This window comes from Streptomyces sp. XY431 (assembly GCF_001279805.1).
Classification (GTDB): domain Bacteria; phylum Actinomycetota; class Actinomycetes; order Streptomycetales; family Streptomycetaceae; genus Kitasatospora; species Kitasatospora purpeofusca.
Genome location: NZ_LGDO01000346.1, coordinates 65,720 through 77,366 on the forward strand (window position 1 = coordinate 65,720; position 11,647 = coordinate 77,366).

Genomic DNA, 11,647 nt, shown 5'->3' on the forward strand with positions numbered 1-11,647 from the left:
CCTGTGGGTCCGTGCCGAGCCACACCGTAGGCACCCGGACCGACACCGGTGGGGAATCGAAGTTGGTGTCACTCGAAAGTGTGCCGCACGGCCGGAGGCGCCGTCGGGAGCTCCTTCGCGTAGCGTCGGCGGGAGTTGCCGCCGAGTTCCGGGGGAGAGCCCGCCATGCGTTGTGCCCACCGCGTCGACCAGGTCCGCGCCGCAGAGGCGGAGCTGATGGCCCGGCTCCCGGAGGGCACGCTGATGCAGCGGGCCGCCACCGGGCTCGCCGTGACCTGCGCCCGGCTGCTCACCCGCCGGCGCGGCCGGGTGTACGGCAGCCGGGTGGTGGTGCTGGCCGGCAGCGGCGACAACGGCGGTGACGCCCTGTACGCCGGTGCGGAGCTGGCCCGGCGCGGGGCGCGGGTGACGGCGGTGCTGCTCGCCCCCGGGCGGGCGCACGGCGGCGGGCTGGCGGCGCTGCGGGCGGCACGCGGGCGGGTGGTGGTGGAGCAGGAGGTCGGCCTGGCCGACTTCTCGTGCGCGGATCTGGTGCTGGACGGCATCGTCGGCATCGGCGGCCGGGGCGGACTGCGCCCGGAGGCCGAGCCGTACGCCCGGGCCGCGCGGACCGGGGTGGTGGTGGCCGTCGACGTGCCCAGCGGGGTGGACGCCGACACCGGCGAGGTCGCCGGGGCGGCGCTGCGGGCGGACGTCACGGTCTGCTTCGGCACCTACAAGCCCGGGCTGCTGATCGACCCGGGCGCCTCGTACGCCGGAGCGGTGCAACTGGTGGGGATCGGACTCGAACTGCCGCCGGCCGGGGTGGTGGCCCTGCAGCACGCCGACGTGGCCGCTCTGCTGCCGGTGCCGGGAGCGGAGAGCGACAAGTACCGGCGCGGTGTGGTCGGGGTCGCCGCCGGTTCGGCGCGGTACCCGGGGGCGGCGCTGCTCGCGGTCGCCGGCGCGCTGCGCGGCGGCGCGGGCGCGGTGCGGTACGTGGGGACGGCGGCCGAGGAGGTGGTGCGGCGCTTCCCGGAGACGCTGGTCACCGAGGGCGGTCCGGCCGGGGCCGGCCGGGTGCAGGCCTGGGTGGTCGGACCGGGCGGCGGCGAGGGCGCCGGACGGGCGCTCGCCGAGGCGCTGGCGGCCGACGTGCCGGTACTGGTCGACGCGGACGGGCTGACCGAGCTGGCCCGGCTCGGCCCCGGCGCGCTCGCCGGTCGGACGGCACCGACGCTGCTCACCCCGCACACCGGGGAGGCGGCCCGGCTGCTCGCCGGGGCCGGGGGCGACGGCGGCACCCGTTCGGAGCAGGCCCGCCCGCCCGCCGCCGACGAGCTGGCGGCCGCCCGGCTGGCCACCGCGCGCCGGCTCGCGGCGGCGTACCGGGCGACGGTGCTGCTGAAGGGGTCGACCACCGTGGTCGCCGATCCTCCCCCAGCCTCCGGCCGGGGGTACCCCCAGGGCGCCGTGCGGGTGAACCCGACCGGGACCGCCTGGCTGGCCACGGCCGGCAGCGGGGACATCCTGGCCGGGCTGGCCGGCTCACTGCTCGCCGCGGGCCTGTCCGCGCCGGACGCCGCCGCGGTGGCGGCCTATCTGCACGGGCTCGCCGCCCGGCACACCGCAGCCGTCCCCGGCGCCCCCGTCACCGCCTCGGAGGTGGCGGCCGCGCTGCCGGCGGTCTGGAACGACGTCCGCGCCGGGGCCGCCCCGGAACCGCGTTCCCGGCGGGCGGGTGGAACCGGCCGCTGATTCGTGGGCGTCCGGAAGGGGGTGGCGGGTCGCGGGGGGTCCCGGGCGCGGGCGGCCCGGGGCGGCGACCCGAAGGGCCGTTCGGCAAGGACCCCGGGACGTCTGGGAGACTGACCCTGATGACAACTGCGAAGACGCCCGTGATGGCCGGCCTCACCGAAGGCGTACGGGCCGAGGCGACCATCGATCTCGCCGCCCTGCGCGGCAACCTCGACGCGCTGCGCGAGCGCATCGGCGGGGCCACGGTGATGGCCGCGGTCAAGGCGGACGCCTACGGCCACGGCGCGCTGCGCTGTGCCCGGGAGGCGGTCGCCGCGGGAGTCGGCTGGTTGGGCACCGCGACGCCGGAGGAGGCGCTCGCCCTGCGCGCCGGCGGGGTGGGTCCCGGACAGGCGCGGATCCTCTGCTGGCTGTGGACCCCCGGCGGGCCCTGGCGGGAGGCGCTCTTCGCGGACCTCGACATCTCGATCAGCGGCGAGTGGGCGCTCACCGAGCTGCTCGCCGCCGTCCGCGCCACCGGCATACCGGCCCGGGTCCACCTCAAGGCCGACACCGGCCTCGGCCGCAACGGCTGCCAGCCGCACGACTGGCCCGAGCTGGTCGCCGCCGCCCGCCGCGCCGAGCTGGACGGCCTGCTGACCGTGGTCGGCGTCTGGTCGCACTTCGCCGCCGCCGACGAGCCCGGCCACCCCTCGATCCAGGCACAGCTGGACGCCTTCCGCTCGGCCCTGGCCTCCGCCGAGGCGGCCGGGCTGCGCCCCGAGGTGCGGCACCTGGCCAACTCGCCGGCCGCCCTGCTGCTGCCGCAGTCGCACTTCGACATGGTCCGCACCGGCCTCGCCATGTACGGGCTGTCGCCGGTCCCCGACGTGGGCTCGCCGTCCGACTTCGGCCTGCGCCCGGTGATGTCGCTGACCGCCCGGCTGGCCCTGGTCAAGCACGTGCCCGGCGGCCACGGGGTCAGCTACGGCCACCACTACACCACCCCGGGGCCGACCACGCTGGGCCTGGTCCCGGTCGGCTACGGCGACGGCATCCCGCGGCACGCCAGCGGCATCGGCCCGGTGCAGGTCGACGGCAAGTGGCGCACGGTGGCCGGCCGGGTGGCGATGGACCAGTTCGTGGTGGACCTCGGCGGCGACACCCCGCCGATCGGCGACGAGGTACTGGTCTTCGGCAGCGGCGACCGCGGTGAGCCGACCGCCGAGGACTGGGGCCGCGCCTGCGGCACCATCTCCTACGAGATCGTGACCCGGATCGGCTCCCGGGTGCCGCGCCGCTACGTCGGCGGCCTGGACGAGGGCCTGCTCGGATGAGCGGGCCGAGCGACACCGACCCGGTCGCGACCCTCGGCCGGGCGGCCCGGGCCGTCAAGGCGGCCGAGGCGGCCACCGGGGTGAGCCGGGCCGGTCTGATCGGCATCTCGGTCGGCGTGCTCGCCGCCGGCGCCGCCGCCGGGGTCGCGATCGACCGGCTGACGGTCGGCCGGAGCACCCGCCGCCGGGCCCGCGCCGAGCTGGACGCCAACGCCCCGTACGGCTCGCTGCGCGGCCGCCCCCGCACGGTGGCCGCCGCCGACGGCACCGAGCTGTACGTCGAGCTTGACGGCCTCGGCATCCCGGAGGGCCGCGACAACCCGGACGGGGAGCGGGACGGCGCAGCCGAGCCGCTGACCGTGGTCTTCTGCCACGGCTACTGCCTCAACCAGGACAGCTGGCACTTCCAGCGCGCCGCCTTCCGGTCCGGTGCCCGGCTGGTCCTGTGGGACCAGCGCAGCCACGGCCGCTCCGAGCGCTCCCGCTCCTTCCTGGCCGGCGAACCCGCCGGTATCGACCAGCTGGGCGGCGATCTCAAGGCCGTGATCGACGCCGTCGCGCCGACCGGCCCGCTGGTCCTGGTCGGCCACTCGATGGGCGGCATGACGATGATGGCGCTGGCCGACCAGCACCCGGAGCTGTTCCGGGAGCGGGTCGCCGGGGTCGCGCTGATCGGCACCCTGGCCGGGAACTGGGACGCCGTCACCTTCGGCCTGCCGGTCGCCGGCGCCAAGCTGTTCCGCAAGGTCGCGCCGGGCATGATGAAGCTGCTCGGACGCCAGGTGGACCTGGTGGAGGCGACCCGCCGGCTCGGTGCGGACGTCAGCGCCGTCTTCTACCGGCGGTACTCCTTCGGGGCGAAGGACGTCGACCCGGGCGTGGTCCGGTTCGCCGAGCAGCTGCTGGACGCCACCCCGATCGACGTGGTGGCCGAGTTCTACCCGGTGTTCTCGGCGCACGAGAAGACCGAGGCGCTGGCCGTCCTGCACGGCATCCCCACCCTGGTGCTGACCGGCACCAAGGACCTCCTCACCCCGCCCGGCCACGGCGAGGTGATGGCCGAGCAGCTGCCGGGGGCCGAGCTGGTCCTGGTCCAGGACGCCGGGCACCTGGTGATGCTGGAGCGCCCCGACCTGGTCGACCACCACCTGGCCGACCTGTTCGACCGGGCCGCCCGCTTCCGCGGCGCGGCCCCGCTGCCGCCCCAGGTCGGCGAACCGGCGTAGGCCGGGGCCCGCGCCCCGGCGGTCCTGCCCCCGGGGCGGGCCCGGCGCGGGCGGTGCCGGGGATGTGGCACGGTAGCGGGGGCGCCCGAGGACCGGTGCGCCGCCGTACGGACCGAAGGGCTTGATTCGCGCATGGGCTCCCACACCTCTCTCACCGTCGCCACCCCCGACCGGATGGGCCGGCTCGGCCGGGAGCTGGCCGCGCTCCTGCGGCCGGGGGACCTCGTGCTGCTCTCCGGCGAGCTGGGAGCGGGCAAGACCACGCTGACCCGGGGCCTCGGCGAGGGGCTCCAGGTGCGCGGGGCGGTCACCTCCCCGACCTTCGTGATCGCCCGGGTGCACCCCTCGCTGGTGGGCGGCCCGGCGCTGGTGCACGTCGACGCGTACCGGCTGGGCGGCGACCTCGACGAGATGGAGGACCTCGACCTCGATGTCTCGCTGCCCGAGTCGGTGGTGGTGGTCGAGTGGGGCGAGGGCAAGGTCGAGCGGCTCTCGGAGAACCGTCTGGAGGTCCGGATCGGACGCGCGATCGGCGCCGAGGCGGCCGGGGACGACCTGGACCCGCGCCGGGTGGAGCTGACCGGCATCGGCACCCGCTGGGACGGCACGGACCTGACCGTGCTGGCCTGACCGCGCCCGACCGCGCCGGCCCGCGCCGCACCGGAGCGCCCCTGCCGCGCTGCCGGGGCGGCCCCGCCGTGTCACGGTTTGCCGACAGGGTGTCGGGAAGATGTTGCGATCGAGGTCCCGGGCGTGGTGGGATGGTTCTTGAGGTTAGGTCTGCCTAACTAGGAGGCGCCATGCCGAGCACCACGCCCGCCCCGGAGCGCGCACCGCGCGGGACCGGGGCCGAGGAGCCCGCCCGCCGTGCCGCGGGGGAGCCGATGCGGGCCCTGCTGGCCGCCTGTGCGGCGGCGGAGGCGGTCTCCACCCCGCCCGAACGCCGTCCGGCCGCCCCCGTGCTGGGCGAGGGCCCCGGGACGTCCGGACCGTCGCCGTCGAGCGGCGGCGCGCACGAGACCCGGCGCGCCGCCTAGGGCGCGCCCCCGGTCAGTGGATCACGACGACCTTGGTGTCCTTCGGCGCGAAGTCCCAGAGCAGCTGGCCGTCCGCGCGGCTGCTGCGGATGCCGCCGGTCTTGCCCGCCGAGGCGGCCGGGGAGGACGCGGCCGAGGTGGGCGCCGGGGCGGCGGGCGGAGCGCCGGTGCCGCCGTCGACGGCCGCGCCGAAGCCGAACACCACGCCGTTCTGCTGCGCGAAGCGCACCACGTGCTCGATCTGCTTGCCGTCGGTGCCGGTCCCGGACGGGGTCCGGCTGTAGACGGGGTAGCTGCCGGGGGCCGGCTCGACCGTGCCCGGGGTCACCGGGAAGGTGGCCACCACCTGGGGGGTCTTCTTCGGGTCGATCAGCCAGACGTAGTGGGCGCTGACCGAGTAGACGACCCGCAGCCCGGTGCCGGTGCCCACGGCGGGCAGCGTCGGGGCGGCCGGCGTGGGCGTGGCGGTCGGGGTGGCCGAGGCGGCCGGTCCGCTGGAGGTGGCGGCCGTGCTCGTGACCGGGTTCGCGGCGACCGCGCGGTCCTGCGCGCCGTTGGCCTGGAAGGCCAGCAGGCTCACCACCGCCAGGGCCCCCAGGGTCAGCCCGGTGACCACCACTCCAGGACCCATCTTCGCCACGTGCCGCTCCCACCGCCGTCCCAAAACCGTCGGCCCCATCGTGCCAGGTTCGCCCGTCCGGTCCGCATCGTGTCGGACGTGTGTTCCGGAGCCGGTCCGGTTTTCGATCGGGCGGAGCACGTGCCCCGGCGGGACCGGCCCGGACGGGGTGCTGGCCGACCGGTCTAACCTTGACCCGTGCTGCTGCTCGCGTTCGACACCGCTACCCCCGCCGTCACCGCCGCCGTCCACGACGGCACGGCCGTCCTCGCCGAGACCGACCAGGTCGACGCCAGGCGCCACGGCGAACTCCTGATTCCCGCGATCGACCGGGTGCTCCGGGAGGCCGGTGTCGACCGGCACCGGCTGACCGACATCGCGGTGGGCGTGGGCCCCGGCCCGTACACCGGTCTGCGGGTCGGCCTGGTGACCGCCGCCGCGCTGGGCCACGCGCTCGGCCTGCCGGTGCACGGCGTCTGCACCCTGGACGCGATCGCCCACGCGGCCCGCGCCGAGGGGCTGGCCGGCGAGGCGTTCACGGTGGCCACCGACGCCCGCCGCAAGGAGGTCTACTGGGCCGCGTACGACGCCGAGGGCCGGCGGACCGAGGGGCCGTCGGTGGACCGTCCGGGCGAGCTGACCCCGCCGGCGCGGTCGGTCGGCGCCGGTGCGCTGCTCTACCCGGACGCCTTCCCGGGCGCGCACGGCCCCGAGCACGTCTCGGCCGGAGCGCTCGCCGCGTTCGCCGTCGCCGAGCTGGCCGCCGGCCGGGCCCTGCTGCCCAACGCCCCGCTGTACCTGCGACGCCCCGACGCCCAGGTGCCGGCCGGCTACAAGGCGGTGCTCCCGGCGTGACCGGCCCGAGCCCCGCCGGCCCGAGCACCACGGGCCCGAGCACCGCCGGCCCGAGCACCACGGACCCCGGTGCCGCCCGGCTGCGGCCGATGCGCTGGTGGCACATAGCCCCGGTGCTGGCGCTGGAGCTGGAGCTGTTCCCGGAGGACGCCTGGTCCGCCGGCATGTTCTGGTCCGAGCTGGCCGAGGCCCACCCCGGCGGCACCCGGCACTACACCGTCGCCGTCACCCCGGACGGCGCGGTCGTCGGCTACGCCGGGCTGATGGCGGTGGGTGGCGACGGCGATGTGCAGACCATCGCCGTCGACGGACGCCACCAGGGCACCGGGCTCGGCGCGGCGCTGCTCACCGACCTGGTCCGGGAGGCCGCCCGGCGCGGCTGCGCGGACCTGCTGCTGGAGGTGCGGGTGGACAACACCCGCGCGCAGCGGCTCTACGAGCGCTTCGGTTTCGAGCCGGTCGGCATCCGGCGCGGCTACTACCAGCCGGCCGGCATCGACGCGCTGGTGATGCGGCTCGACCTCGCGGCCGCCCCCGCCGACCACGCCGCTCCTGCCGACCACGCCGCTCCTGCCGCCCCCGCCGCGGCCCCCGAAGACCTCGACGAACCCGCGGGCCACCCGCGACCGGATGTGAAGAAGGACACCCCCCATGGCTGACGAACCGCTCGTCCTCGGCATCGAGACCTCCTGCGACGAGACCGGCGTCGGCATCGTGCGCGGCACCACCCTGCTGGCCGACGCGGTGGCCTCCAGCGTCAACGACCACGCCCGCTTCGGCGGCGTCGTCCCCGAGATCGCCAGCCGCGCGCACCTGGAGGCGATGGTCCCGACCATCCAGCGCGCCCTGGACACCGCGGGCGTCAAGGCCGGCGACCTGGACGGCATCGCCGTCACCGCCGGACCGGGCCTGGCCGGCGCGCTGCTGGTCGGCGTGAGCGCCGCCAAGGCCTACGCGTGGGCCCTCGACAAGCCGCTGTACGGGGTCAACCACCTCGCCTCGCACATCTGCGTGGACCAGCTGGAGCACGGCCGGCTGCCCTCGCCGACGATGGCCCTGCTGGTCTCCGGCGGGCACTCCTCGCTGCTGCTGAGCGAGGACATCACCACCGACGTCCGCCCGCTCGGCGCGACCATCGACGACGCGGCCGGCGAGGCCTTCGACAAGGTGGCCCGGGTGCTCGGCCTGGGCTTCCCCGGCGGCCCCGTGGTGGACCGCAGGGCCCGTGAGGGCGACCCGAAGGCGATCGCCTTCCCGCGCGGCCTGACCGGCCCCAAGGACCCGGAGTACGACTTCTCCTTCTCCGGCCTGAAGACCGCCGTCGCCCGCTGGGTGGAGGCGAAGCGCCGGGCCGGCGAGGAGGTGCCGATCGCGGACGTCGCGGCGTCCTTCCAGGAGGCGGTCACCGATGTGCTCACCCGCAAGGCGGTCAAGGCCTGCAAGGACAACGGCGTCGACCATCTGATGATCGGCGGCGGTGTCGCGGCCAACTCCCGGCTCCGCGAGATGGCCCAGCAGCGCTGCGACCGCGCCGGCATCCGGCTGCGGGTGCCGCGTCCGGGCCTGTGCACCGACAACGGCGCGATGGTCGCCGCACTCGGCAGCGAGATGGTCTGGCGGGACCGCGCGCCGTCCTCGCTCGACCTGTCGGCGGACTCCTCGCTGCCGGTCACCGAGGTCCATGTGCCGCACACCGACTTCCACGGGCAGGCCTACCAGGCCCTGACCGGGCAGCAGCAGTGAGCGCCACCACTGCCGCGATGTGGGAGGCCAGGGCCGCCGACGGCCGGGGCGCCGAGCTCTCCGGCTGGGTCCGGGGGACGGCGCTGCCCGCGCTGCGCGGTTCGGCCGGGCTGCTCCGGACCGAGCTGCTCGCCGCCCCCGGGGAGCGGGTGCTGCTGATCACCTGGTGGTCCGGCGAGCCGGTCCCGGTGCCGGAGCCGCCCGCCGCCCTGCTGGGCCGTCCGGTGCACCGCTGGTCCTTCACCAGCGAGCACGTGGAGTAGCCGCCCGCAGCCGTTCGCACGCCTGATCGGGAACCGAACGCCGGACCGTTACCGTGCTAGCGATCGAGGTCGCTGAACGGGAGCGGGGAGCACGGCGCGGTGAACAGGCACGCACGGAGCAGGACGACGGTGTACGCGGCGGGGGCGCTGGCCCTGCTGGCCGCCGCCACCGGGTGCACGAGCGACGGCGGCAGCGGCGCGGCCTCGGCCGCGCTGGTCCCGGCGAGCGGCTCCCCGGCGAGCGGCTCCCCGGTGACGGCCGCGCCGTCGCGGTCCGCGGCCCCGTCGCCGACCGCGTCCCCGACCGGGGGTGGCCCGGCTGCCGGGGACGCCGCCGCGTGGGCGAAGTGGCAGCTCACGCCGCTGCCGCCGGCGCCGCCCGCACCCGCCGACAAGCCGGTGAAGCTCGCGCGGACCGGGCCCGTCCCGGTGTTCAGCGAGGTGAAGACCTCCGACAAGGTCGTCTTCGTCACCATCGACGACGGTGCCGAGAAGGACCCGAAGTTCGTCGAGATGCTGACCGACCTCAAGGTGCCGGTGTCGATGTTCCTGACCCGCGACATCGTCAAGGACGACTACGGCTACTTCAAGCGCCTCCAGGCGCTCGGCAACCACGTCCACAACCACACCGTGGACCACGCCCAAATGAGCAAGGTGCCGCCGGAGAAGCAGAAGTCCGAGATCTGCGACGCCCAGGCCGCGCTCACCCAGCAGTACGGCACCCCGCCGCTGCTGTTCCGCCCGCCGTACGGGGACGGCGCCAACACGCCGGCGCTCAACACCTCGGTGCAGCAGTGCGGGCCGAGGGCGGTGGTGCTGTGGCGCGAGTCGATGCAGATCCACGACATGCAGTACCAGGCCGCGGACAAGAAGCTGCGGCCCGGCGACATCGTGCTCGCCCACTTCCGGGGCCCGAAGGACCTCAAGGGCGAGACGATGACGCAGATGTTCGGCGAGCTGCTGGCCCGGATCCAGGAGCAGGGCTTCGCGGTGGCCCGGCTGGAGGACTACATCGAGGCGCCGGCCGCCTGAACGGCCGCGGCCGGTCCGGTGACGGGGTGGCCGAGCATCATCAGCGGGCCGTTGTCGGTGCGGCTGAGGACCACCGTGACGGCGTTCGGGCCGGCGGGCCGCAGCTGCCGGCGCAGCTCCTCCGGGGTGATCGCCATCCCGCGCTTCTTGATCACCACCGTGCCGACCTTCCGCTCGCGCAGCAGCGCCTTGAGCTTCTTGATGTGGAACGGCATCACGTCGGTCAGCTCGAAGGCGTGCGCGTACGGGGTGTCGACCAGCTCGTCGGAGGTCAGGTAGGCGATCTTCGGATCGATCAGCCGCCCGTTCACCAGCCCGGCCACCTCCGCGACCAGATGGGCGCGGATCACGGCGCCGTCCGGCTCGTACAGGTAGCGGCCGACCGGTCCGGCCGGGGGGTCGGGCAGGTCGCCGCCGGTGAGGCCGGCCCGCTGCGGCAGCAGGGTGGCGCGGTGCGGGTGCCCGGCCCGGGTGCCGAACCAGAGCACCGCCTCCTTGACGTCGCCGTGGTCCGAGACCCACTCGGCCTCGGCGTCGGCCGGCACGGCCTCGTGCGGGATGCCGGGCGCCACCTTGAGCGCGCCGACGGGGGCCCGCCGGCCGGCCTCGATCGCCCAGGACAGCGGCGGGGCGTACGCCTCGGGGTCGAAGACCCGGCCGCGCGCGGTGCGTCGGGCGGGGTCGGTGAACACCGCGTCGTAGCCGGTGACGTCGACCTCGGCGACGTCCGCGCAGCGCACCTCGACCAGGTCGGCCAGGCCCAGGGCGGCCGCGTTGGCGGCGAGGGCGGCACAGGCCGCCGGGTCCCGGTCGACGGCGAGCACCTCGATCCCGGCCCGGGCCAGCGCCAGGACGTCGCCGCCGATGCCGCAGCAGAGGTCGGCCAGCCGCTTCACCCCGAGCCCGGCGAACCGTTCCGCCCGCCACTCGGCGACCTCGCGCCGGGTGGACTGCTCGACGCCGTTGGGCGTGAAGTACATGAGATCGGCGTCGGCGCCGAACTTGGCCCGGGCCCGCTGCCGCAGCCGGGCCTGCCCGAAGGCGGCCGACACCAGCTCGGCGGGGTGCTCCTTGCGCAGCCGGGTGGCGAGTGCCAGCTCCTCCTCGGGCGCGAACTCGCGCAGTTCGGCGAGCAGGGCCTGGCCCCGCTCGGTCAGCAGGGCCCGCAGGTCGTCGTTCTCCACCCGCTCATTCTCCCCGGTCACGGGCGGGCCCGGGGCGCCGGCCCCGCGGGCGGGAGCGCGCGGTCACGGGTGCCTCCGACAGGACCGGCCCGCGTGGCGTTGGCACTCTGGTTGACTGAGTGCTAACGGCGGCCTATGGTCGTCACTAGCACTCACCACCGGGGGAGTGCTAACGCGACAATGCGTGTCTGACCCCCGCGACGGCAGATCCGTGAGTTCGCCCCTACCCGTTAGAAAACCCCGTAATCTCCGAAGGGGAGCTCGGACGTGACCACCAGCAGCAAGGTTGCCATCAAGCCGCTCGAGGACCGCATTGTGGTCCAGCCGCTCGACGCCGAGACCACCACGGCCTCCGGCCTGGTTATCCCGGACACCGCCAAGGAGAAGCCCCAGGAGGGCGTCGTCCTGGCTGTCGGCCCGGGCCGCTTCGAGGACGGCCAGCGTCTGCCGCTCGACGTCGCCGTGGGTGACATCGTCCTGTACTCGAAGTACGGCGGCACCGAGGTGAAGTACCAGGGCGAGGAGTACCTGGTGCTCTCCGCGCGCGACGTTCTCGCCATCATCGAGAAGTAAAAGCGTTCAGCCACGCCCCGGATCCGTGTCCCTAGTGACAGGGGCCGGGGCGTGGCTGTTGG

At 75.7% G+C, this 11,647-nt stretch carries 13 protein-coding genes; 11 read left to right on the forward strand and 2 right to left on the reverse strand.

From position 1 onward, the window contains the following. Nucleotides 1-165 precede the first annotated feature (165 nt). The 5 genes from ADK60_RS25620 (at nt 166) to ADK60_RS25640 (ending at nt 5,316) form a co-directional block, all read left to right on the forward strand. Nucleotides 166-1,737, forward strand: a complete 1,572-nt coding sequence (locus ADK60_RS25620) for a bifunctional ADP-dependent NAD(P)H-hydrate dehydratase/NAD(P)H-hydrate epimerase (RefSeq protein ID WP_053649121.1) — start codon at nt 166-168, stop codon at nt 1,735-1,737. Between the two features lie 119 nt (nt 1,738-1,856). Next, nucleotides 1,857-3,053: an alanine racemase gene (gene alr / locus ADK60_RS25625; protein ID WP_045937799.1), complete on the forward strand. Its 1,197-nt coding sequence runs from the start codon at nt 1,857-1,859 to the stop codon at nt 3,051-3,053. Then, complete coding sequence (locus ADK60_RS25630; RefSeq protein WP_053649123.1) at nt 3,050-4,279, forward strand: alpha/beta fold hydrolase; 1,230 nt, start codon at nt 3,050-3,052, stop codon at nt 4,277-4,279. The genes alr and ADK60_RS25630 overlap by 4 nt, the downstream gene beginning before the upstream one ends. A 132-nt stretch (nt 4,280-4,411) precedes the next feature. Beyond that, entirely contained in the window at nt 4,412-4,909 is a 498-nt protein-coding gene (tsaE, locus tag ADK60_RS25635) for a tRNA (adenosine(37)-N6)-threonylcarbamoyltransferase complex ATPase subunit type 1 TsaE (protein WP_053649125.1), read from the forward strand. Nucleotides 4,910-5,079: 170 nt separating this feature from the next. Next, nucleotides 5,080-5,316, forward strand: coding sequence for a hypothetical protein (locus ADK60_RS25640; protein ID WP_053649127.1), 237 nt, complete (start codon nt 5,080-5,082; stop codon nt 5,314-5,316). 13 nt (nt 5,317-5,329) lie between these two features. Here the strand turns inward: ADK60_RS25640 and ADK60_RS25645 are convergent, their stop codons facing one another. Then, nucleotides 5,330-5,947, reverse strand: coding sequence for a lipase chaperone (locus ADK60_RS25645; protein WP_063783266.1), 618 nt, complete (start codon nt 5,945-5,947; stop codon nt 5,330-5,332). 186 nt (nt 5,948-6,133) lie between these two features. Between ADK60_RS25645 and tsaB the strand changes: the two genes are divergently transcribed. From tsaB to ADK60_RS25670, 5 genes are all read left to right on the forward strand, one after another. Next, complete coding sequence (tsaB, locus tag ADK60_RS25650; RefSeq protein WP_045937795.1) at nt 6,134-6,790, forward strand: tRNA (adenosine(37)-N6)-threonylcarbamoyltransferase complex dimerization subunit type 1 TsaB; 657 nt, start codon at nt 6,134-6,136, stop codon at nt 6,788-6,790. 89 nt (nt 6,791-6,879) lie between these two features. Next, entirely contained in the window at nt 6,880-7,449 is a 570-nt protein-coding gene (gene rimI / locus ADK60_RS25655) for a ribosomal protein S18-alanine N-acetyltransferase (RefSeq protein ID WP_079008684.1), read from the forward strand. Then, nucleotides 7,442-8,533 carry a tRNA (adenosine(37)-N6)-threonylcarbamoyltransferase complex transferase subunit TsaD gene (gene tsaD / locus ADK60_RS25660; RefSeq protein WP_053649132.1) on the forward strand — a complete coding sequence of 364 codons (1,092 nt, stop codon included), beginning with the start codon at nt 7,442-7,444 and terminating at the stop codon, nt 8,531-8,533. Before rimI ends, tsaD begins: the two co-directional genes overlap by 8 nt. Next, a complete protein-coding gene (locus ADK60_RS25665; protein ID WP_053649135.1) occupies nt 8,530-8,796 on the forward strand; it encodes a hypothetical protein in 267 nt (88 codons plus the stop codon). Before tsaD ends, ADK60_RS25665 begins: the two co-directional genes overlap by 4 nt. Before the next feature lie 99 nt (nt 8,797-8,895). Beyond that, on the forward strand, nt 8,896-9,828 hold the full coding sequence (locus tag ADK60_RS25670; RefSeq protein ID WP_053649137.1) for a polysaccharide deacetylase family protein: 933 nt from the start codon (nt 8,896-8,898) through the stop codon (nt 9,826-9,828). Here the strand turns inward: ADK60_RS25670 and ADK60_RS25675 are convergent. After that, complete coding sequence (locus ADK60_RS25675) at nt 9,804-11,012, reverse strand: THUMP-like domain-containing protein (RefSeq protein WP_045937791.1); 1,209 nt, start codon at nt 11,010-11,012, stop codon at nt 9,804-9,806. The genes ADK60_RS25670 and ADK60_RS25675 overlap by 25 nt on opposite strands. Before the next feature lie 267 nt (nt 11,013-11,279). On the opposite strand from ADK60_RS25675, the gene groES reads away from it, so the two are divergent. Beyond that, entirely contained in the window at nt 11,280-11,585 is a 306-nt protein-coding gene (groES, locus tag ADK60_RS25680) for a co-chaperone GroES (RefSeq protein ID WP_014136232.1), read from the forward strand. Nucleotides 11,586-11,647: the final 62 nt, after the last annotated feature.